Origin of the sequence: Rathayibacter sp. SW19 (assembly GCF_030866825.1) — a bacterium.
Classification (GTDB): Bacteria; Actinomycetota; Actinomycetes; order Actinomycetales; family Microbacteriaceae; genus Rathayibacter_A; species Rathayibacter_A soli.
This window is the reverse complement of record NZ_CP133020.1, coordinates 3,857,998-3,879,674: the sequence shown is the minus strand read 5'-3', so window position 1 is coordinate 3,879,674 and position 21,677 is coordinate 3,857,998. Positions and strand designations below refer to the sequence as shown.

The following is a 21,677-nucleotide window of genomic DNA, read 5'->3' as shown; positions in this document are numbered from 1 at the left end:
ACTTCATGACGACTGATAGCGTCACGGCTCCGGCGCGCTCTCCCGGGAGAGAACGCCGGAGCCTGACGGCACTGCCGCTACTGGCCCCTGGGACCCTTGTTCTGGTTGCCTTTGTTCTCGTTCCTGTGATTCTGATCACGGTCTATTCGTTCTTTCAGCGCGGCCGCTTCGGTGGCGTGGTCTTCACGTTCACGTTGGACAACTTTGTGAGGCTGACGGATCCGCTGTACATCGGTGTGATCCTGAACTCCATTGGAACCGCGACGATCGTCACGCTCCTTGCCCTGCTGCTGGGCTATCCGACTGCTCTGGTGATTGCGCGGCTCCCGGCCAAGTGGCGCACCGTCGCGCTCATCGCGGTGCTGCTGCCGTTCTGGACGAACTTTCTTATTCGCACGTATGCGCTGATCCTGCTCTTCAACAACGCGGGGTGGATCAATCAGGCGTTGCAGAGTCTCGGAATCATCCATGATCCGATCCAGATGTTGTATACGCAGCCGGCCGTGATCGTGGGATTGCTCTACATGTACCTCCCACTCATGGTTCTGCCGCTCTATTCATCCTTGTCGTCTCAAGATCCCCAACTTCCCGAGGCGGCAACGATTCTGGGCTCCGGTGCGTTTCGGGTCTTCCGCACGATCACCCTGCCACTATCGATACCCGGGGCGCTGACCGGATGCATCTTTGTGTTCGTGCCCGCCATGGGCAACTTCATCATTCCCGAGCTTCTCGGCGGCGGCAAGACGCAACTCATCGGCAACCTGGTGCGCGACCAATTCTTGAAGGCACGTGACTGGCCGTTCGGCGCGGCACTGGCCTTGGTGTTGACGATTTTCCTGGTGATCCTGCTGATCGCGCAGCAGCGAGCCGCCCGTCGACTGGCCGAAGGCCCCCGAACGGAAAAAGCGGTGCCGCGTGCGTAACTCTCGACTGCTCAAGATCCCTTTTTGGCTGACCTACGTGTTTCTGTACGTGCCGATCCTCGTTGTGGTCATCATGTCATTCAACGCGTCGTCGAACCTTTTCGTGTGGAGTGGGTTCTCACTGAGGTGGTACCCGGAAGTGTTTGCCGACAGGGCACTGATGGAGGGCCTGCGCAACACGCTCATCGTCGCAAGCTCAGTGATGGTGCTCGCGACGGTTCTCGGCACGCTGATGGCCATCGGAATCCATCGCTACGTCAGAAGCGGGCTCTTTCGCGCGTTTGCAATTGCGCCCGCCCTGCTGCCGGATCTTTTGCTGGCCATCGGGGTGTTGAGCCTGTTCTCACTCGTCTCGGTCGGTCTCGGATTGCACTCAGTGATCCTCGCCCACACTACGTTTGCGATGGCCTTCGTCACGGCCATCGTGCTCGCCCGGATGGCGAACGTCGACTCGAGTCTTGATGAGGCGTCACGTGATCTCGGGGCCGGGCCGGTGCGAACACTCCTACGCGTCACGCTGCCGCAGCTTGCGCCGGCGATTGTAGCCGGTGCGCTGCTCGCGTTCACGCTCTCTCTCGACGAGTTCGTGATCGCGTTCTTCACGGCGGCCCCGACAACTCCGACCCTGCCCATCAGCATCTATTCCAGGATCCGGTTCGGTGTGACGCCCACAATCAATGCATTGGCTTCCATGCTCTTGTTCGTCAGTGTCGTCGCCGTGATCGGAACGCAACGCCTCACCAAAGTAACGGATTCACTATGAACATGCTCGCGCACACCGTGCCGCTCCTCGAGGTCAAGGGGGTGGGCCACAGTTATGGCGCTGTCACCGCTCTCGACGACATCTCGCTCTCGATCAATGACAACGAGTTCTTCGCCCTCCTCGGCCCCTCGGGTTGCGGTAAAACCACGCTGCTGCGTTCGATCGCCGGCTTCGAGACTCCGCGCAAGGGGTCTATCCTGCTCGACGGGGTGGATCTGACAACGAAGCCCCCGCACAAGCGTTCGGTCAACCTGATGTTCCAGTCTTTCGCGCTCTTTCCACACATGAGCGTGGAGAAGAATGTGGCGTACGGGCTCGAGGCCGAACGGTTGGACAAGACAGAAATTCGCCAGCGCGTCGGTGCTGTCTTGGACACCGTCGGGCTGAGCGCACTGGCCAAGCGGCGGCCGGCCAAGCTTTCGGGCGGTCAGCGACAGCGCGTGGCGTTAGCCCGAGCGATTGTGAAGCGCCCTCGTTTGTTGCTGCTCGACGAGCCACTGTCCGCGCTCGACCGAAAGGTACGGGCGGAGATGCAGCTCGAGCTCAAGCGCATGCAGCACGAACTGGGCATGACGTTCGTGGTGGTCACGCACGACCAAGATGAGGCGATGTTCATGGCCGACCGCATTGCTGTGTTGAACAACGGCAGGATCGAGCAACTTGACACACCGGTGGGATTGTATACGCGGCCCGCGTCACGGTTTGTCGCCGGCTTCATCGGCGCGGCAAACCTCCTCGATGGTGTCGCGTCGTCAACAGGGGTTCAGGTGTCCGGCGTCGGGGAGATTCAGGCAAGCCATGGATTGGCCGTCGGCAGTGCCGTAACCGTGGTCCTACGCCCGGAAGACATCCGGCTGGTCGCACCGGAAGCCGGCCAAGTCGCGGCAACGGTCGTGGACGCATTCTTCTTAGGCGGGTCCTCCACGGTGTCTGCGGCGGTGGCCGGCATTGCGCAGCCATTGAACTGCACCGTGCACGCGGCCGACGTCGCTTCGCGTGGAGCACGCGTCGGCTTGGTCTTCGATTCTGCGCGCGCGGTCGCAGTGGCGAACCCGGATGCCGACCCTGCGCCGATCGCGGCTGTCGAGCCGTTTGCGGTGCGCGAGAAGCAGGGGACCTTGAGCTAGAGGCCGCTGCGTTCTCTGATCGAGCGCTTGCGCGCTCCGAACTGGTGTGTGCCGGGGCCGTGCCTGACGTGGATCAACGACCGGAACGGCGATCACCGCAACGCTTGCCACCGACGGCGCAAACGCCGTGATGACGGTGTTGGATGACGGTCCCGGCATCCCGGATGCGCTGCAGCCCGTGCTGTTCGAGCGGTTCGCTCGCGGTGACAGTTCTCGGTCGCGCGAGACCGGCAGCACGGGCCTCGGCCTGGCGATCGTGCAGGCGGTCGTCACGGCGCAGGGCGGAACCGTGTCTGTGGAAAGCAAGCCGGGCCGCACGGCGTTCACTGTGGTGCTGCCGTTGGTGCAGGCCGAGGTCAGGAGCGGCGAAACCGTATCCCTGTGATCGACTCGGGTGTGATGCGAACGTAGTTCCACTTGGGCGTCGGATGCGCCGCGCGCACATCGAGAACGCCGGAGCTCTCAATATCGTGATCGGCGGACATGCGTTTCGCTGTGCCGTGAACGACGACACTCCAATACCTGTCGGCTTCGGGTCCGTCTGCCTTCGGTCCGTCGGACTCGAGCCCATCGACTTCGAAGGCGACCGCGTGGTTGGCCGTAAGGTTCATCAGCTTGCCGCCCGGGCCGCTTCGAAAGAGGATCTCACGCTCGTTCACGCGAAAGTTGACCGGCACGATATCAACGGCAATCGTGCTGGTGCCGAGTCTCGGGTCGGGATGTGCGACCGCCGTCGCGAGTCGGCCGAAATCGGCAGAAGCGAGCAGACGCCAGCATTCCTCGGGTGTGAGCTCCTCGGGTGCGAACTGCTCGGGTGCGAGCTGCTCGGGTGTGAGCTGCTCGGGTGCGAGCGGGTCGTGGGCCTGCGCTTCGTCGTCCTGGCGAGCCATCCGTATCCTCCTCGCGTTGGGGTAACCTGCTTGTTCGCGCGGTGCGCTGATGTTTCCAACTGTAGGCGATGCGATTGTGCGCTAGTGGCAACAAATTAATCCGGTGGAATGTCACACTGGGAGAGCAGAACGCGAAAATAAAAATAGGAGAGTCACGGATGAAGATCGCGGTAACCGGCGGGTCGGGAAAACTGGGCCGCACGGTAGTGAGGGTGCTCGGCGAGGCAGGGCACGACGTGACCAACCTGGACCAGGCGGGCATCCGCGGTGCTGGATTCCTCAAGGTCGATCTCACCGACTACGGTCAGGTCGTCGACGCGTTGTTCGGTGTACGGGACGGTGCGGAAAGCTCCGGGTACGATGCGGTCGTACACCTCGGAGCAATACCGGCGCCCGGTATTCTCAGCGACGTTGCCACCTTCCACAACAACATCCTGAGCACGTTCAACGTGTTTCAGGCTGCACGGCGGGCCGGCATCTCGAACATTGTGTACGCGTCAAGCGAGACCGTGCTCGGCCTGCCGTTCGACGTGCCGCCGCCTTACATTCCGGTCGATGAGGAGTACGCCGCTCGCCCTGAATCGACGTATTCTCTCGTCAAGCACCTCGAAGAGCAGATGGCGATTCAGCTGACCCGGTGGGATCCGCAACTGAAGATCATCGCTTTGCGGTTCTCGAACGTGATGGATGAAGCTGACTACGCGGCGTTCCCGTTCGACGCGGACGCGACGGCGCGCAAGTGGAATCTGTGGGGCTACATCGACGGCCGAGACGGCGCGCAGGCGGTGCAGAAGGCGCTCGAATTGCAGACGACCGGTTTCGACCGGTTTATCATCGCCGCAGCAGACACGGTGATGACCCGGCCGAACGCAGAACTCGTCGCGGAAGTATTTCCCGGCGTCGAGGTACGCGGCGATCTCGGAAAGCACGACACGATGCTGTCGATCGGTAAGGCGCGAAGGGTGCTCGGCTTCGATCCGCAGCACTCCTGGCGCGACGGGCGGTAGCCGAGCGCACTCACGTAGGTGATTCACGGTGCGCGCATAGGGAGTGCTCGTAGCGTGAATCGGTGCAGGGCATGCAGGCGAAGGGAAACGACCGTGCGTCGATCGAGGTCGGGGATGATGCCCGGCGGACTGCACTACACCCGCCGTGGAGAGGGCCCACCACTGGTGTTCCTGCGCACCCTGTCGTCATCCGAGAAAAACCCCCGCTGGATTGCCGCCGCCATTGAGCGGTGGACGCTGCGCGGTGCAATCCGTACACAGACCGTATACGCGGTCGGGCGGCCCCCACGGCTGCGCTCGGGACTCACCATGGCCGCGCTTGCGGATCAGTATGCGAGGGCGATCGCAGGAACCTTCGAGACTCCGGTGCCGGTCATGGGATTCTCCACGAGTGCCGGTATTGCCCTTCAGCTTGCGTTGGACCATCCGGAGCTCGTCAGCCGTCTGGTCATCGTGTGCGGAGCGTTCCGTCTCAGCGGCAAGGGCAAGGCCATGCAGCGGCGCTACGCGGAACGTCTGGCGAACCGCGACAGGGCCGCAAGTGTTGAGATGGTGGCGAGCGCGGCGCGATCCGCGATGATGCACGTGGCTGTTTCAGCGGCGGCTGCACTGACGCCGCTGCCCAAGGAGCCGCTCGGGCTGATGGCAATGCTGGAGGCAGAAGACCACTTCAACCTGGGCGACCGATTGGGTGAGGTGGCCGTACCGACGCTTGTGGTCGCGGGCGGCCGCGATCCGTTCTACCCGCCGTGGCTCGCCAGGGCGACCGCCGCAGGCCTACAGCACGGGCAATTCACGTTGTACGCGCGGCGTCGTCACCACCAGGTACTCAGCGACTCGCGGTTCGAGGCCGACCTGCAACACTTTCTCGCCAGCGCTTGACCCCAACCGATCCCGCTGAGGTGCGGACTTCTGTCGCTATCGGTCGCGTGGAAGCGGCCGATGTCCGCACCTCAGCGAGGGGATGGGTGGGGTGGGGATGGGTGGGGTGGGGAGGGTGGGGTGCGAGAGGCGAGAGGACGCGGATTTGCGCGGCCAGTACGCATCCCGTACTCTGAGTGAAGCCAAAGACCGCCGGTCATTGGCGTGCCCGTGCAAGCGGATGCGTCAATCGAAGGGTTCAGTTCGATGCAAATCGAACCGGACGACCTGCGTAGGTGTGTGAAGCAACTCAAGCGGAAACATCCGCGACGAACCAGCTCCGTGCCCCTGCGCATGGAGCTTTTTTCATGCTCCTTCGTTCCGACCGGTGGCTGAAGCGGCGTGGTGCATCCGCACCGCGTCACGAACCATAAGGAGTGGCCATGGCGAACAAGGAAGCCTCGGTTGCCGAACTCACGGAGAAGTTCCAGAGCTCGAGCGCCGTTCTGCTGACCGAGTACCGCGGTCTCACTGTTGCTCAGCTCAAGGAGCTGCGCACGTCTATCAGTGCAGACGCGACCTATGCCGTGGTGAAGAACACGCTGACCAAGATTGCGGCGAATGCCGCCGGCATCTCGTCGTTCGACGACGAGCTCGTCGGCCCATCCGCGATCGCATTCGTGCACGGTGACCCTGTCGCCGTCGCGAAGGGTCTGCGTGCCTTTGCCAAGGCGCACCCTCTCCTGGTGATCAAGAGCGGTTACTTCGACGGTAACCCGCTGACCGCCGCAGAGGTAGGCAAGCTCGCCGACCTCGAGTCCCGTGAAGTGCTGCTGGCCAAGCTCGCCGGCGCATTCAAGGCCTCGCTGTTCGGAGCCGCATATCTGTTCAACGCACCGCTCTCGAAGGCCGTTCGCACGGTCGACGCGTTGCGTGAGAAGCAGGAGTCCGCGAGCTGAGCATCCCATCGGGATGCACGCGCCGCGGTGAGTAACCACACAAACACAAGGAGAAGAAGAAATGGCAAAGCTGTCAACTGAGGAACTGCTCGAGCAGTTCAAGGGCCTGACGCTCATTGAGCTGTCAGAGTTCGTCAAGGCGTTCGAGGAGACCTTCGAGGTCACCGCCGCTGCTCCGGTCGCCGTCGCGGCTGCCGGTGGCGCGGCTGCCGCCCCCGTGGAAGAGGTTGAGGAGAAGGACTCCTTCGACGTCATCCTCGAAGCTGCAGGCGACAAGAAGATCCAGGTCATCAAGACCGTTCGCGAGCTGACGTCGCTGGGTCTCGGCGAGGCCAAGGCCGTCGTCGATGGCGCCCCCAAGGCTGTTCTCGAGGGCGCGAACAAGGAAGCCGCCGAGAAGGCCAAGGCTGCCCTTGAAGAGGCCGGCGCAACCGTCACCCTCAAGTAGTTCCCGCCCCGTTCGGGGTCTGATCGGGCGTCGCCTCCTCCGGGAGGCGGCGCCCTTTCGCAACTAGTTCTCCGCGGATGCCCGTGGTTCGGCACAATTGCAAAAGCCTGGCGATCGCTGATTGCGGGCTGTAGAGTTTTCCTCGATTCTGCAATCGGATACACATCACTCAAACGCTGCTGGTCTAGGCGAATGGGCGTCGAGCGGAGAACTCATGGGGGGCGCGCCGCGCGTTCTTCGACGTCTGTTGAGAGGAACTCCGTGATCGATAAGGCGAACCCGCGACCGAAGCATACGATGCGAACAGTGCGACCAGCAAGACGACCGCGCGGATGGTTGCGCGCACGGCTGCGCGTCGTCGTCGCGAGTCTGCTGGCCGCCGGGTTGATTCTCGGCGGCACGGCCGCCTGCACCCAGGCTTCGACGCAGCCCGCCGCAGAATCCGCAACCGCGATGAGCACGTCGGCCACGGCGACGGTCGACAATGCAGCCATCGCCAAGATCGTCGAGAGCGCGATGCAGACGGAGAACCTCAAGGCCGTGATCGTTCGTGTCACGGTCGGCAACAAGGTCGTCAGCATGCAGGCCTTCGGCGACTCGATGACCGGCGTCAAAGCGACAACCGACATGCACTTCCGCAACGGCGCCGTCGCTTTCGAGTACGTCTGCACGCTGCTGTTGGAGTACGTCGACGAGCACAAGGTCAGTCTCGACGACACGATCCAGCGGTGGCTTCCAACGCTGCCCGAGGCAGACAAAGTGACACTGCGGATGCTCGCGAACCAGACCGCGGGCTACCCCGATTTCGAGTCCGACCCCACCTGGACCGCCGCGTACAACGCCAACCCGTTCCACCTGTTCACCTATCAGGAGCGTCTTGACTATGCGTTCGATCGCCCGATGCAGTTTGCCCCCGGTACGAACTGGAGCTACGCGCACACCAACTTCATGATCCTCGGCAAGATCCTGTCGATGATCGGCAAGAAGCCGCTGGACACTCTCCTGAAGGAGAAGGTGCTCGACCCGATGGGGCTGACCAATACCGCGGCATTCCAGACCGGCGAGATCCCGAGCCCCGTGCTGCACGCGTACAGTTCGGAACGCCGCGTTGCTCTCGGGGTGCCCGCGGGCCAGGCGTTCTACGAAGAGTCGACCTTCTGGAATCCGGCCTGGGGCACGCCGGTCGGTGCGGCGGAGACGACGGACATCACAGACATGGCAACGACCGCTGTCGCCGTCGGCACCGGAAAACTACTCTCCAAGTCGAGCTATCACGAGATGACCGATTCGAAGCTGATCGGCTTCGGCAAGAAATTGCCTGTTTGCGGCGGCTCGTGTTTCACGCAGATCCCGATCTACAACTACGGACTCGGCGTCGTGCGGTCCGGTTCCTGGATGCTGCAGAACCCGCAACTCAGCGGCTACAGCGCGACGGAGGCCTATCTTCCATCCAAGAAGGTTGCGATCGCCGTTGCAGTGACTTATGCGCCGGGGGCTTTCGACGAGAACGGCAACTACCCGAATGCGAGTGACACGGTGTTTCGGGCGATCGGTGCCTACGTCGCCCCGAGCGATCCGCCGCCGACGTCGGCGAAGTAGCCTCGCGCGCGGGGTTCAGCCGTTCTGCGCGTAGGCGATGGCAATGAGCCGGCGAACCTCCTCGTCGACCTCCGCCGCCGACGACAGGCCGACCCGATGGGATGCCTGCGCGAAGTTCGCACTCGGGATCAGGCGTGCGCTGGTGGGGGCATCCGTGAACCGCAAGCCCAGATCGACGCGGGCGCGCGTTGCGGCAGCAATCGCGGCGAACTGCCGCTTGCGCACGAATGGGATGTAGGTGGAGCGGCCCTCAGCCTGCACGTCGTCGCCCTGCCCGAGGATAACGGCCGCCAGCGCATCGTAGATCGGACGTAGGGCGGCTTTCGCGCCGCTGAACTGAGCGTCGATGAATTCCTCGACCGTCGGAGGTAGCCAGCCTGCTGCTCTGGCTGCGGCATCTGCGATCGCCCACTGACTGTTCTGGGGGAGGGACCACTGCGATTTCAGGAAGCTGCGCACCGCCTTCTGGTCGATCGGATCGATACCGGCATCGGCCACGACGGCGACCCATTCTTCGGTGCTCCTGCCCGTGTGTTCACGCATCGATGCGGAGACTGCACGCACCATATCGTCCGGACTCGCCACTCGACCAGCATAGCGACGCGAACATGTGCCGTCGGCGCCACGGATTTTGCGTTACATAGCACGGCTATGTAACAATGAGCTAATGCTCACCGAACCGATCACCCTCCCGACGCGGGGGTCGAGTGACGAGCCGGAAGATCTTCACCGTGTCTTGTCTGATCTCGTCCAAGTCGCGGCCCGGCTTACTCGTCTTGCGCGTCGCGCAACCAACAACCCAGAATCCATTGCCACGTGGCGCACGCTCAGCGTCCTGCAAGAGTCCGGCCCGATGCGCCTCGGTGAGCTCGCCGAGTGCAGCCAGGTCGCCCAGCCGACGATGACCAAGATCGTCGGCGGCCTCGTAGAACGCGATTGGATCAAGCGCATCGCAGACTCCGACGACGCCCGCGCCTGGCAACTTGCCCTCTCGAGCAAAGGGCTCGCGGCGCTGCGCGAGTGGCGCTCCGGCGTCGCATCCGCTCTGCTGCCTCGATTTGCGGATGTCGATGACGAGCAGGCGCGCATCATCCGGCAGGCGATCGAACTGGTTCGCCCGCGCGTGACGCAGTCGCACACGCACCCCGCCCACAACAACGAAAGCATTCGATGACCCGGAACACCCAGACCGCACAGGCGCAGACCGCGCGTGCGCAGGCCGCACAGGCGCACACCGCGCATCCGCGGACCGAAGGCAGCGGATCGATCCTCAAACAGCCGATGGCCGTGTGGGCGGTGGCGTTCGCGAGCGTCATCGCATTCATGGGTATCGGCCTCGTGGACCCCATCTTGCCGGCGATCGCCCGCGATTTGAAGGCTTCGCCGACTGAGACAGAGATGCTGTTCACGACCTATCTACTGGTCACCGGCGTCGCGATGTTCTTCACCAGCTGGGTTTCCAGCAGAATCGGCGCCAAGAAGACGCTGCTGATCGGCCTCGCGCTGATCGTCATCTTCGCAGCTGCGGCAGGGCTCAGCCCCAACGTGGATGCCATCATGGGCTTCCGAGCCGGCTGGGGGCTCGGCAACGCGCTGTTCATCTCGACAGCGCTCGCGACGATCGTCGGTGCGGCAAGTGGTGGGACCTCCAGCGCGATCATCCTGTATGAGGCGGCACTCGGCCTCGGCATCGCCGTCGGCCCGTTGCTCGGCGGACTGCTCGGTGGCATCAGTTGGCGAGGGCCCTTCTTCGGTACCGCCGTGCTCATGGCGATCGGCTTCATCGCGATCGTGGTGATGCTGCGGAAGAACCCGGAGCCCCCGTCACCCACCAAGCTCTCGGCGCCGTTCCGCGCGCTCGCGAATCCCGCGCTCGGCACGCTGGCCGGGGCAGCCCTGTTCTACAACATCGGCTTCTTCGTGCTGCTGGCATACACACCGTTCGCCCTGGAGCGCGTCGGCTTCGGTGATGCGATGACTCTCGGCTTCATCTTCTTCGGCTGGGGTGTCGCGCTCGCGGTCTCGTCAGTGTGGGGCGCTCCCTTACTCACCAGACGACTGCCGCGCACACGGGTGTTGTGGACGGTACTGCCGCTGCTGGCCGCAGATCTCATCGTCGCGGGTTTCCTCACCAACTCCGCGACCAGCATCATCGTCTGCGTCGTCGTTGGCGGGCTGCTCCTCGGCATCCTGAACACCGTGTTCACCGAGTCGGTGATGGAGGCAACCGACCTGCCACGTTCGGTCGCGTCATCCGCATACTCCGGCGTGCGCTTCATCGGTGGAGCTATTGCCCCGCCCGGGGCTACCCTGATTGCGGTGCTGCTGGGCGCGTCCGCACCGTATTTCGCCGGCGGCATCTCGATCCTGATCGCGATGGTGGTCATCATCGTCGGCCGCAAGGCACTGGGCCGGGTCGACGGCGTCGAAGAGGACGAGCTCGAAGAGGCCGAGGCGATTTCGCTCGCCGGCGCGAACTAGCACCACCGGCGCTGGGTCTCGATACGCGTATTCGCTGCGCTCATGCGCTACTCGACCACCGGCACCGCTGATCGAGTAGCCCGCGAGCGAAGCGAGCAGGCGGATCGAGACCAAGGGCCTTGCGCCGTACGGGGTCGGGTCTCGATATGCGTATTCGCTGCGCTCATGCGCTACTCGACCACCGGCACCGCTGGTCGAGTAGCCCGCGAGCGAAGCGAGCAGGCGGATCGAGACCAAGGGCCTTGCGCCGTACGGGGTCGGGTCTCGATACGCGTATTCGCTGCGCTCATGCGCTACTCGACCGGCGGGTCCTTTTGGTGGCCGATGGCGTCACGCGGGTGGCGGCGCGGTGCTCGTGCGTATGACCAATTTCGTCGCCGCGCGCACGGACGTCGCGCGTGGCGGCTTTCCAGCCAATTCGTCGAGCATCATGCGTGCGGCCAACGCGCCTTGCCCGAACGGGTCCTGCGCAATCGTCGTCAGGCCGAACGACTCGGACAGGTCGTAATCGTCGATCCCGATCACGGAGATGTCTCCGGGTACCTTCAGGCCGTGATCGCCGATCGCGAGGATCGCGCCGATCGCCATCTCATCGGAGCCGGCGAAGATCGCGGTCGGATTCTCAGCATCCGAATTCAGGAGGGCAGCGACGGCTCGCCGACTGGCCGGCAGATTGAAACCGCCCTGCAGCAGCCATTCCGGGCGCAAGCGCAGGCCGGATGCTGCAAGCGCACGTTCGTAGCCTTTCCGCCGGCCGACGGGCACTCGACGGTTGAGCCCTGCCTCGCCCTGGCCGCCCAGGTGTGCGATCTTGCGGTGACCGAGCGTGATCAGGTGGGTTGTGGCTTCCGCGGCCGCTTTGCGCTCATCGATTCCGATGTGGCGCAGTCCGCTCACGGATCCGCCGACAACGATCGTCGGATGCCCGGACGAGGCGAGCTGATGACGTTCTTCAGCGGTGAATTCTACGGAAAGCGCGATCAGGGCATCCGTTCGCTTGCGAAGGATCGATCGGTGGAAGACGCGTTCCCGGTCGCCGCCGCGGTCGCCGAGATTGAACAGGATCGTGTCGTAGCTCGCCGCTCGCAGTTCGGCGTCGATGCCCTCGAGCACGGTGGTGTAGAACCAGCGACTGAGTGATGGCACGACGACGCCCATGGCGAGAGTTCGACCCGTGGCAAGGCCGCGCGCACTGGACGACGCGACGTAGCCGAGCTCGTCCGCGGCACTGCGGATGGCGCTTCTCGTCGTCTCAGAGACGTTGGGCAGCCCGCGGAGCGCGCGCGAGACTGTCGCGGTCGACACGCCCGTGGCCCGCGCCACATCGGCGATTCCGGTCATTTCCACCCCCACGTCGCTGTCGGGCCCGGAATCTGCGCGGAGATTCGGGCCGCAGCGCCTGCCCCAGTCGCTGTTGTCTGATCCTCATCATCCCAGATAGAGCGGGCGCGTCCGGCGTGTCGAGCGTGCCTCAGTTTTGCTTGCCGGGCCACACCATCGCCGTTCAGCGAGGACGGGTGGCACATGGCTATCCCTTTGTGGCCCCGGCCAACAGCCCGCGAACGAAGAATCGCTGGAGTGAGAAGAACACGATCAACGGCACGATGATGGCCAGGAACGTGCCGGCAGTCAGCAGGTACCACTGTTGGCCGTAGGTGCCAGAGAGGTCGACCAGCAGCTTTGTGATCGGAGCATTCTGGCCCGACGTGAAGATCGTCGCCACCAACAGGTCGTTCCACACCCAGAGGAACTGGAAGATCGCGAATGCGGCGATCGCCGGCATCGACAGCGGAAGGATCACTCGCAGGAACGTCTGACCGTGGCCGGCGCCGTCCACCTTGGCGGCTTCGATGATTTCGCGCGGAATGGCGGCGATCGAGTTGTGCAGCATGAAGATCGCCAGCGGCAGGGCGAAGATGCTGTGCGAGATCCACACTTCGGCGAAGCTCGCCGTCGCGCTGTTCGCGGCGATCCCGGGGAAGATCTGCAGCCCGCCGATCACGAGCCCGTTCGAGTAAAGGCGCAGCAGCGGTACCAGAGCCATCTGAATGGGAACGACCTGCATGGCGAAGACAGCCAGGAACAGAAAATTCTTGCCCTTGAAGTCGATCCAAGCGAAGCCGTAGGCGGCTAACGATGCCAGCACGATCGGGATGATCGTCGCCGGAATCGTGATGGTGACCGAATTGATCAGCGACTGGGCAACGGTGATGATGTCGTTGAAGTTGAGTGTGTCGATGTAGTTCTGGAGTGTGAATTGCGGATTGGCGAACGCGGTCCACCAGCCAGACGTGTTGATATCCGCAGCAGGACGGAACGATGATACGAACAGCCCGAACGTTGGAAGCGTCCACAGCACGGCGATGACGAGCGCGGCGATGGTCGCACCCCTGCTTGTGAGGCGTCGCTTGGTGTGTTTCAGCGCAGATGCGTCGCCCTTGCGGGTGTCAGCGGCTACCTTGCGTGCGGACCGGGCGTCTGCAGTTGTCGAAGTCATCCGATTTCCCTCTGCACCTTCAGGTTATGAGCGTTGTAAATGATGAACGGTGTGACCAGGATGAAGATGATCAGTGCCAGCACCGCAGAATGCCCCGACTGCGGCGGGAGCAGGGAGAATTGGGTCACCATGTCGTATGCGAGCACCGTCGTGTTGTTCTGCCCGGCGGTCGTTGCGGCGATGATGTCGTACACCTTGAGCGAGGTGATCGAGATGGTGATCCAGACCACGATGAGGGTCGGCCGGATGCCGGGGACAGTCACGTTCCAGAATCGCTGCCAGGCGTTCGTTCCGTCGAGCTCGGCGGCCTCGACCTGCTCCAGCGGCACATTGCGGATCGCAGCGGAGAGGATGACCATCGCGAACCCGGTTTGCGACCAGATCAGGATGACGATCAGCAGCAGCATGTTGACCGGGTAGCTCTGCAACCAGCTGACCGGCGGTAGCCCGAACCACTCCATCACCTGGTTCAGCAGGCCGATCTGATTGCCCTGGCGAAAGTCGTAGAAGAACTTCCAGATGATCGATGCGCCGACCAGCGAGATCGCCACGGGCATGAAGATCAAGACTTTGAGGACCTTCTCGCCGCGGCTCTTGTCGACGAACACGGCGTAGGCGAGCCCGATTGCGGTAGCGAACACGGGCGCGATCAGCACCCAGACCAGCGTGTTGATGACCGCGATCAGCCCGCCCTGGCTGCCGGGGGAGAACACCCAGAAGAAGTTGTCGAGCCCGACGAAGTGGGATCCGTCATTGCTCATGAACGCCGAGATGAACGTCGAAACGGTGGGATAGACCATGCCGATCAACAGCAGGATCAATGCCGGCGCCATGAAGCCGAATAACTGGAGGAGATAGCCGGAGCCTTGCCTGGCCCGGAAGTCGAGCCAGAAAAGCCCGCCGCCCAGTACCGCACCGAGCAGGATCACCCAGTAGGCGCCTGCCTCGACCCCCAGGACCAGGATCACGATGACGGGGACGAGCACCGCGATGGCCAGTCGCATCCAGCTGTAGCCTCGCCCCGACCGCGGAACAATCTCGACGAAGAACAGCACCAGGCCGATCACCGCAGCGAATGCCGCAACGACGATGGGAATCTGCGCAAGCGGCGGCAATCCCGCCAGCCAGTTGAAGAATTGGGACATCGATGGCCCTTTCGCAGTGGGAACGCAGGGGAGAGAACGGTGTGGAACTTTCGGTGGAGCTGTCGGTGCAACTGTCGGTGGAGTTACAGGTGGATGGTGTGGTCGTGTGGAGGGCGGGGTCGCCAGGCCTGCAGGTTTGGTCAGCAGACAGGGCGACCCTCGCCTTGCGCGCAGCTTCTCAGCTGCGCCCGACTGCTATCCGGCGGATGCCCACGCGGCTTGGATCTGCTGCTGCACCGTCGCCGTCGGAGTTGCGTTGATCCAGGACACCATGCCCGCCCAGAATGCGTTCTCAACGACGTTCGGCATGGCGTCGTCCGCGCCGAACCGGAATGTGGTGTTCGGATCCTGCAGCGTCTTGATCGCGCTCTGGAGCAGCGGGTCCGCAGCCTTGGTTGCATCAACGCCCTTGTTGGCGCTGATGAACGATGCATCCTTGACGGTGATCAGACTGTTGGCCCAATCGGCACTTGAGAGGTATTCCATGACCTTCTGAGTGGCTGCGTTGTTGTTGAACGCTGCAGCGAAGTCACCGCCACCGGTTACCGCATTCTCGCCGGCCTTGACCGCCGGCAGTGGGAATGCCCAGATGTCACCGTCAGGGCCGACCTTCGGAACGGCACCGGCTGCGGTCTTGGTGGTGGAGAACGACGCCTCGAGGAACGTCGCCTGGTTCGTCATCGCGCACGCGCCGCTTGCAAGCGGTGTTGCGACGTCACCGAATGCTGTCGAGTTGATCGATGCGATGTTGCCGAATCCGGCGTTCACGTACTTCGGGTTCTGCAGAATCTGGCCGAGCAGATCGAAGGCTTTGCCGATCGCCGGGTCGGTGAACTGGGTCTTGCCCGAGACCCAGGTGTCGTACACCTTGGGTCCGGCCGACGACAACACCATCTCGGCGAGCTGGTCGGCCCCAGGCCAGCCGGACGCCGTGCCCGAGTTGAAACCGGCACACCACGGTGGTTTGCCCGTCTTTTGCTCGATCGTCGCGGTGTCTGTCATGAGTTCGTCATAGGTCTTCGGCAGCGTGATGCCCCAGGTCTTGAACTGCGCCGGCGAGTACCAGACATAGCCTTTGACGCTCGCATCGAGCGGCGTGCCGTACATCTTGCCCTTGTTCGTGACGTAGCCTTGCCAGTCAGCCGAGAAGTTGTTCTTGACGTTGCTCTGCGTCGCCGAGTCGATGGGCATGACCTTGCCCGTTGCAATGGCCGCCGCAAGCAACCCCGGCTGTGGGAACATCGCGATGTCCGGCAACGAGTTGCCCTGGATCTTGGTGGCGATGTTGGTCGTGAAGTTCTTGTCACCGTTGTACTGGATGGTGATGTTGTTCTTCGCCGCCCACGCACTCCAGGACGACGCAAGCTGTGTGGCTTCCGACGAGGTGTCTGCGCCGTAGATCGTGACTGTTTGATGGCCGCCCGTGCTGCTGCCGGAGCCGCTCGGCGAACTCGAGCATCCCGCGAGCGCGAGACCGGTGATGGCCACCACGGACAGCGGTACTAGGACGTGGCGGCGCAAGGGTTTCCGCATGTTTCCTCCTCATTGAGTCTCAAAGGCGACCCGACGAGAATGCCGGATCGCGAGTCGGCCGGCCGATGAATTCGACGGACCGACGGGCCGGTTCCGCAGCGCCCTTCGTGCGTGTCTCCGGGTGCGGAACAAATCGCCTGAAACGAAGGTACGGCAATCCGAGTCACACTGCAAGCGCTTACGTTAATCGCTTGCAGCACACGCTTGCATTCGCCAGGAGCGGAACGGCCGGCCGCGCGGGTAGGGCAGGCATAGGCTCTCAAGATGAGCGGAATGCATGGCGCCGGTGGCGGTGCTGGCGGCGGCGGTCGCGGCGGAGCGGGACGTGCGCAGGCCGGGGCGGGTCCTCGTGGTCGGGTCAGCGGTGGCGATGTGCGGGCCCAGCGAGCATTGAACGCTGGGGCGCCGAAGATCCCGCACCTCCTGCGTCGGATCGGGGGGTTGTTCTCACCGCACAAACCGGCGCTGATCACCACCGTCGTGCTCGTCTTGATCGGCGCCGCGCTGTCCGTGGTCCCACCGCTGTTGACCCAACAGACGTTCGACCAGGGGTTGTTCCCGAAGAGCGGACACCCGGATCTGCCGCGTTTGATCGAACTGGTGGTCGCGATGATCGCGATCTACATCGCATCCGCCCTGCTCGGGGTGTGGCAGACCTACCTGACCGCGACGGTCGGCAACAAGGTGATGGGCACGATGCGCGTCAAGCTGTTCAGCCACCTTCAGTCGATGGAGCTGAGCTTCTTCACCCGCACGAAGACCGGCGTTATCCAGTCCCGACTGCAGAACGATGTCGGGGGTGTCGCCAGCGTGCTCACGAACACCGTCTCGAGCGTGCTCGGCAACACCGTGACCGTCATCGCCGCATTCGTCGCGATGCTGCTGTTGAACTGGCAGTTGACCGTCATCGCCGTCATCCTGATGCCGATCCTGGTGATTGCACAGCGGCGGGTCGGCCAAGTGCGTGCGCGGATCGCGACGGCCACGCAGGAGTCCCTGTCCGACATGACCGCGATCACTCAGGAGACACTGTCCGTTTCCGGCATCCTGCTGTCGAAGAGCTTCAACAAGCAGGATGCCGAGACCGAGCGTTACTCCGGCGAGAACGACAATCAGGTGCACCTCCAGGTGCGCCAGTCGATGAGCGGGCAGTGGTTCTTCGCGATGGTGCAGATCTTCTTGTCCAGCATCCCGGCGATCGTCTATCTCGTGGCCGGATGGCTGGTCAACGGCGGCGCGACAGATGTCACTGCCGGCACGATCGTGGCGTTCACGACGGTGCAGGCACGCTTGCTGTTCCCGCTGATGGGTCTGATGCGCGTCGCGCTTGACCTGCAGACTTCGGGCGCGCTGTTCGCGCGCATCTTCGAATATCTCGACCTGAAGCCGGCAATCACGGATGCCCCGGATGCCGTGCCTGTCGCCGCGGTCGCCGGCTCGTCAGCCGGTGCCGCGTTGGGCAGCGTCGCATTCGACGACGTCGTTTTCCGCTATCCGGATGCGCGTGCGAGCGAGCGCGCAACCCTTGACGGAGTCTCCTTCGCGATCGAACCCGGGCAATTCGCCGCCTTCGTCGGACCCAGCGGTGCGGGCAAGACGACCGTGTCCTATCTGATCCCGCGATTCTACGAGGCGTCCAGCGGCCGCGTGCTGTTCGCCGGGACGGATGTGCGCCACCTGCAGCAGCAGTCACTGGTCTCGCACATCGGCGTCGTCAGCCAGGAGACATACCTCTTTCACGCGAGCATCGCCGAGAATCTGCGGTATGCGAAGACGGATGCGACCGATGAAGAACTCGAGGCCGCCGCGCGTGCCGCTAACATCCACGACACGATCGCATCGTTCCCCGATGGCTACGACACGCTCGTTGGCGAGCGAGGATACCGGCTCTCCGGAGGGGAGAAACAACGGATCGCCATCGCGCGCGTTCTGTTGAAAGATCCGGCCGTGTTGATCTTGGATGAAGCCACGAGCGCGCTGGACACGATCTCGGAACGGGTTGTCCAGGCCGCGCTCGACACGGCATCCCGTGGTCGCACGACCATCGCAATCGCCCACCGGCTGACCACGATCGTCTCAGCTGATGTGATCTTCGTCGTCGACGGCGGGCACATCATCGAACGCGGCACGCACCTCGAGCTGCTCGGTGCGGGTGGCGTGTACTCGCGGCTCTATGCGGAACAGGTCACGACCGTTTCCTGAGCGAAGCCGCTCGTTCCCTGAGCGAAAGGCCGCTCGTTCCCTGAGCGCAGCCGAAGGGCTCCCCGCACTGTGGCGCTTCGGCTTCGCTCAGCGACCGGTGTCCGCGCTTCGGCTACAGCGCGGTTCCTGAGCAGGCCGCTCGCGGCCGTGTCGAAGGGCAGCGACCGGTGTCCGTGCTTCGGCTTCGCTCAACGGCCAGCGGTGTTAGGCTAGTCTAACAAAGCAGTTATACCCGCCTGCATGAAAGAAGCGAATGGCCCTCGAGCTTCAGTCGCGAACGCGTGAGGGTCGACGACGCCCCAGCAAGCGGATGCTGTTCCTGCTCGGCCCCGCGTTCGTCGCCTCGATCGCCTACGTGGATCCGGGCAACGTCGCCGCCAACATCACAGCGGGCGCCCGCTTCGGCTACCTGCTGGTCTGGGTGCTCGTCGCCGCCAATGCGATGGCGATGCTGGTGCAGTACCAATCGTCCAAGCTTGGTCTGGTCACCGGTCGCACACTGCCAGAACTCATCGGGGAGCGGCTCGGCACCCGGGGGCGCCGCGCATTCTGGCTGCAGGCTGAGGCCGTCGCTGCAGCGACGGACATCGCTGAGGTGATCGGCGGCGCCGTCGCGCTGAACCTGCTGTTCGGGTTGCCGCTCATCGTGGGCGGCGTGATCGTGGGCATCGTGTCGATGCTGCTGCTGGCGGTGCAGTCCCGCCGGGGCCAGCGCTCGTTCGAGGGCGTGATCATGGCGCTGCTCGCGATCATTACGATCGGCTTCGTCGCCGGATTGTTCGTGAGCCCCGTTGACTGGTCGGCGGCAGCGGGCGGGCTGTTGCCGCGCTTCAACGGACCGGAAACCGTGCTGCTGGCGGCGAGCATGCTCGGCGCCACCGTGATGCCGCACGCCATCTACCTGCACTCGTCGCTCGCGCGCGACCGGCACGGCGCCTCGAACGATGTGGGGCGGCTGAAGCGTCTGGTGCGCGCCAGCCGATGGGATGTTCTGATCGCCCTGGTCATCGCCGGCGCGGTCAATGTCGCCATGTTGTTGCTGGCGGCCGCGAGCCTGAGCGGCGGAGGCGCATCCGGCATCGATACCAGCACGATCGAGGGTGCGCACGCCGCGATCACAGCGAGCCTGGGGCCCGCGATCGGGGCGATCTTCGCGGTCGGGCTGCTGGCATCCGGCCTCGCATCGACCTCAGTCGGCAGTTACGCGGGCGCGATCATCATGTCCGGCCTGTTGAAGGTGCGCATCCCGCTGTTGGTGCGCCGCGTCGTCACGCTGATCCCGGCCTTGATCATTCTCGGGATCGGCATCGAACCCACCTGGGCTCTCGTGCTCAGCCAGGTGTTCCTGAGTCTCGGCATTCCGTTCGCGATCATCCCACTGATCCGACTGACCGGCGACGCCCGCGTGATGGGCGTGCACGTCGACGCCTGGTGGACGCGGGTCGCCGCCTGGGTCTCTGCCGGCCTGATCGTCGTGCTCAACGGGGCCTTGATCGTGTTGCTGATCGCGCACTGAATGCAGACACCCACACCGCATCGGATGCGCGCTCGCCCAGCTCGATCGTCTCGCCGGGCCCCTCGAGGTGCACGGTGACGTCGCCCGCGAACGGGCGATGCTCCGCAACGGACAGTCGTGCATCCACGCGGATGCCTTTGTCCGCGAGATAGCGCAGCACGGCGGGGTCGGCATCCGAAATTCGCGCGACGATGAGAGGCGCACCGGTCTCGGCTGCGCGCAGCTGCACGGCGTCGGGCCGGCGCGGATCGCCGCCCGCGGTCGGGATGGGGTCACCATGCGGGTCGCGCGCTGGGCGCCCGAGTGCCGCATCGATGCGGTCGATCAGCGTGTCGGAGACGGCGTGCTCGAGAATCTCGGCCTCGTCGTGCACCTCGTCCCAGCCGTAGCCGAGCGTCTCGACAAGGAAGGTCTCTATCAGGCGATGGCGGCGCACCATTGCGATCGCATGGGCGCGACCGGTTGCGGTCAGCTCGATGCTGCCATAGGGCTCGTGTTCCAGCATGCCCTGCTCGGCCAGGCGGCGGATGCCGTCTGAGACGGTGGCTGCCCGCACGCCCATCCGCTCGGCGAGCTGCTTCACGGTGATCGGAGTCGGGGTCCACTCCGTCGCCGCCCAGATCACCTTGAGGTAGTCCTGAGCCGTGTTCGTGAGATCGGACACAGACATGGATTCAGTGTACGGTCGCGGAGACTGGTCGCTGAGCGAAGTCGAGGGGCGACCCACTGGCGGGATAGACAACACGGCCTGCCCCAGTTTCAGGGTATTTGTGGCTTTCGACGCTGGGTCTACCGTGGCGTTGTTTGGGCTCATATCGATTTCTGACGCGAGACAGTCGCTGGACGATTGTTTCGGAGGCGGCAAAAAGTGGCTGCGCACGACTCACCGGGTGCTTATTTCGCCCGTACTGTGCGCATCCTGCGGCGAGGCGGTCAAGGCGCTCTCGTTCTGGTGGCGTCCGTCGCAATGATCGCGGGAATCTCGCTCGGCAATCAAGCCGTGCTGAACGCCGCGTCCGCAGCGACGATCTCGCAGTCGAGTTCGCCGGCAACCGCGGCGGCCAAGACTCTCGCCAGCCACGCGGCATCCGGGTCCGTAGGACCACTGCTGGGGAAGAGCGGTGCGGAAACGCCTGTCAAGGGCACCGGCAACGCCGTCACTCCTACCACGCCTGCCGGGCACGCGACCGTGAACGGAGCCGCGAGCTCGACCGTGACGCGCACGGTCATTCAGGTCGTCACGGCGCCCGCGCCCACGTCGACGTCGCCCGCACCGGCTCCATCGTCGGCACCGTCGACGATCCCTACCGTGGGCAGCTCCGGTTCGCAGATGAACTGCGTGCGGTCCACCGACGGCAACTCGGTCACGTGCACGTCAGGGCAACCGTCGGGCAGTTCTTCTCCTGCTCCGACGCCCACTCCTGCTCCGACGCCCACTCCTGCTCCAACACCCACTCCGACCTCGACGCCGACTCCGACCTCGACGCCCGCGCCGACCTCGACGCCGACTGCCTCGAGTACGCCGACGCCGACGCCGTCGTCAACTCCCGCTTCGTCGGCGTCGCCCGCCGACGTCACAACTCAGCACCTCGAGGCGGCAGCCGCGCCGACGACACCGGTCGGTGCAGACGGTGCGCTGAGCGCAGCCGATCTGTCGAGCGCGGCGGCGCAGGCCGAGTCCGAATGGAAGGCAGCAGACCCGTCGGCCGACTTCTCCGCGGCGACG

The 21,677-nt window shown here is 64.1% G+C and carries 22 protein-coding genes; 13 read left to right on the top strand and 9 right to left on the bottom strand.

The window, feature by feature from the left end; genetic code table 11:
* Positions 1 to 5: 5 nt before the first annotated feature.
* From QU604_RS17955 to QU604_RS17940, 4 genes are all read left to right on the top strand, one after another.
* Entirely contained in the window at positions 6 to 923 is a 918-nt protein-coding gene (locus QU604_RS17955) for an ABC transporter permease (RefSeq protein WP_308465972.1), read from the top strand.
* On the top strand, positions 916 to 1,686 hold the full coding sequence (locus QU604_RS17950; protein WP_308465971.1) for an ABC transporter permease: 771 nt from the start codon (positions 916 to 918) through the stop codon (positions 1,684 to 1,686). The genes QU604_RS17955 and QU604_RS17950 overlap by 8 nt, the downstream gene beginning before the upstream one ends.
* Positions 1,687 to 1,688: 2 nt before the next feature.
* Positions 1,689 to 2,813, top strand: a complete 1,125-nt coding sequence (locus QU604_RS17945; RefSeq protein WP_308465970.1) for an ABC transporter ATP-binding protein — start codon at positions 1,689 to 1,691, stop codon at positions 2,811 to 2,813.
* 91 nt (positions 2,814 to 2,904) lie between these two features.
* On the top strand, positions 2,905 to 3,198 hold the full coding sequence (locus tag QU604_RS17940) for a sensor histidine kinase (RefSeq protein ID WP_409350040.1): 294 nt from the start codon (positions 2,905 to 2,907) through the stop codon (positions 3,196 to 3,198).
* Here QU604_RS17940 and QU604_RS17935 read toward each other — a convergent pair.
* The gene (locus QU604_RS17935) at positions 3,170 to 3,703 is read right to left on the bottom strand and encodes a pyridoxamine 5'-phosphate oxidase family protein (RefSeq protein WP_308465969.1); all 534 of its coding nucleotides are present in this window, start codon (positions 3,701 to 3,703) and stop codon (positions 3,170 to 3,172) included. The genes QU604_RS17940 and QU604_RS17935 overlap by 29 nt on opposite strands.
* 158 nt (positions 3,704 to 3,861) lie before the next feature.
* On the opposite strand from QU604_RS17935, the gene QU604_RS17930 reads away from it, so the two are divergent.
* The 5 genes from QU604_RS17930 to QU604_RS17910 all read left to right on the top strand — a co-directional run bounded on the left by QU604_RS17930 (position 3,862) and on the right by QU604_RS17910 (position 8,577).
* The gene (locus QU604_RS17930; protein WP_308465968.1) at positions 3,862 to 4,710 is read left to right on the top strand and encodes an NAD-dependent epimerase/dehydratase family protein; all 849 of its coding nucleotides are present in this window, start codon (positions 3,862 to 3,864) and stop codon (positions 4,708 to 4,710) included.
* A gap of 93 nt (positions 4,711 to 4,803) precedes the next feature.
* A complete protein-coding gene (locus QU604_RS17925) occupies positions 4,804 to 5,592 on the top strand; it encodes an alpha/beta fold hydrolase (protein ID WP_308465967.1) in 789 nt (262 codons plus the stop codon).
* 422 nt (positions 5,593 to 6,014) lie between these two features.
* Entirely contained in the window at positions 6,015 to 6,530 is a 516-nt protein-coding gene (gene rplJ / locus QU604_RS17920) for a 50S ribosomal protein L10 (RefSeq protein ID WP_308465966.1), read from the top strand.
* Positions 6,531 to 6,591: 61 nt separating this feature from the next.
* Positions 6,592 to 6,978: a 50S ribosomal protein L7/L12 gene (gene rplL, locus QU604_RS17915; protein ID WP_308465965.1), complete on the top strand. Its 387-nt coding sequence runs from the start codon at positions 6,592 to 6,594 to the stop codon at positions 6,976 to 6,978.
* A 306-nt stretch (positions 6,979 to 7,284) separates the two neighbouring features.
* Positions 7,285 to 8,577 (top strand): serine hydrolase domain-containing protein, encoded by a 1,293-nt coding sequence (locus QU604_RS17910; RefSeq protein WP_308465964.1) that lies wholly within the window; start codon positions 7,285 to 7,287, stop codon positions 8,575 to 8,577.
* A 15-nt stretch (positions 8,578 to 8,592) separates the two neighbouring features.
* Here QU604_RS17910 and QU604_RS17905 read toward each other — a convergent pair whose 3' ends face one another.
* Positions 8,593 to 9,162 carry a DUF5655 domain-containing protein gene (locus QU604_RS17905; RefSeq protein WP_308465963.1) on the bottom strand — a complete coding sequence of 190 codons (570 nt, stop codon included), beginning with the start codon at positions 9,160 to 9,162 and terminating at the stop codon, positions 8,593 to 8,595.
* A gap of 82 nt (positions 9,163 to 9,244) precedes the next feature.
* On the opposite strand from QU604_RS17905, the gene QU604_RS17900 reads away from it, so the two are divergent.
* Positions 9,245 to 9,751 carry a MarR family winged helix-turn-helix transcriptional regulator gene (locus tag QU604_RS17900; protein ID WP_308465962.1) on the top strand — a complete coding sequence of 169 codons (507 nt, stop codon included), beginning with the start codon at positions 9,245 to 9,247 and terminating at the stop codon, positions 9,749 to 9,751.
* Positions 9,752 to 9,858: 107 nt separating this feature from the next.
* Positions 9,859 to 11,058, top strand: coding sequence for an MFS transporter (locus tag QU604_RS17895; RefSeq protein WP_308468968.1), 1,200 nt, complete (start codon positions 9,859 to 9,861; stop codon positions 11,056 to 11,058).
* 330 nt (positions 11,059 to 11,388) lie between these two features.
* Here the strand turns inward: QU604_RS17895 and QU604_RS17890 are convergent, their stop codons facing one another.
* The 4 genes from QU604_RS17890 to QU604_RS17875 form a co-directional block, all read right to left on the bottom strand.
* Positions 11,389 to 12,399, bottom strand: a complete 1,011-nt coding sequence (locus tag QU604_RS17890) for a LacI family DNA-binding transcriptional regulator (RefSeq protein WP_308465961.1) — start codon at positions 12,397 to 12,399, stop codon at positions 11,389 to 11,391.
* Between the two features lie 187 nt (positions 12,400 to 12,586).
* On the bottom strand, positions 12,587 to 13,555 hold the full coding sequence (locus QU604_RS17885; RefSeq protein WP_308465960.1) for a carbohydrate ABC transporter permease: 969 nt from the start codon (positions 13,553 to 13,555) through the stop codon (positions 12,587 to 12,589).
* Positions 13,552 to 14,700 carry a carbohydrate ABC transporter permease gene (locus tag QU604_RS17880; RefSeq protein WP_308465959.1) on the bottom strand — a complete coding sequence of 383 codons (1,149 nt, stop codon included), beginning with the start codon at positions 14,698 to 14,700 and terminating at the stop codon, positions 13,552 to 13,554. Before QU604_RS17880 ends, QU604_RS17885 begins: the two co-directional genes overlap by 4 nt.
* Positions 14,701 to 14,895: 195 nt before the next feature.
* Positions 14,896 to 16,233: an ABC transporter substrate-binding protein gene (locus QU604_RS17875; protein WP_308465958.1), complete on the bottom strand. Its 1,338-nt coding sequence runs from the start codon at positions 16,231 to 16,233 to the stop codon at positions 14,896 to 14,898.
* A gap of 273 nt (positions 16,234 to 16,506) precedes the next feature.
* On the opposite strand from QU604_RS17875, the gene QU604_RS17870 reads away from it, so the two are divergent.
* Both QU604_RS17870 and QU604_RS17865 read left to right on the top strand, forming a co-directional pair.
* Positions 16,507 to 18,435, top strand: a complete 1,929-nt coding sequence (locus QU604_RS17870; protein ID WP_308468967.1) for an ABC transporter ATP-binding protein — start codon at positions 16,507 to 16,509, stop codon at positions 18,433 to 18,435.
* 253 nt (positions 18,436 to 18,688) lie between these two features.
* Positions 18,689 to 19,951 (top strand): Nramp family divalent metal transporter, encoded by a 1,263-nt coding sequence (locus tag QU604_RS17865; protein WP_308465957.1) that lies wholly within the window; start codon positions 18,689 to 18,691, stop codon positions 19,949 to 19,951.
* Here the strand turns inward: QU604_RS17865 and QU604_RS17860 are convergent.
* The 3 genes from QU604_RS17860 to QU604_RS17850 all read right to left on the bottom strand — a co-directional run bounded on the left by QU604_RS17860 (position 19,914) and on the right by QU604_RS17850 (position 21,529).
* On the bottom strand, positions 19,914 to 20,621 hold the full coding sequence (locus QU604_RS17860) for a metal-dependent transcriptional regulator (RefSeq protein WP_308465956.1): 708 nt from the start codon (positions 20,619 to 20,621) through the stop codon (positions 19,914 to 19,916). The genes QU604_RS17865 and QU604_RS17860 overlap by 38 nt on opposite strands.
* Before the next feature lie 323 nt (positions 20,622 to 20,944).
* Positions 20,945 to 21,181 (bottom strand): hypothetical protein, encoded by a 237-nt coding sequence (locus QU604_RS17855; protein WP_308465955.1) that lies wholly within the window; start codon positions 21,179 to 21,181, stop codon positions 20,945 to 20,947.
* Positions 21,182 to 21,529: a hypothetical protein gene (locus tag QU604_RS17850; protein ID WP_308465954.1), complete on the bottom strand. Its 348-nt coding sequence runs from the start codon at positions 21,527 to 21,529 to the stop codon at positions 21,182 to 21,184.
* Between the last annotated feature and the right edge of the window lie 148 nt (positions 21,530 to 21,677).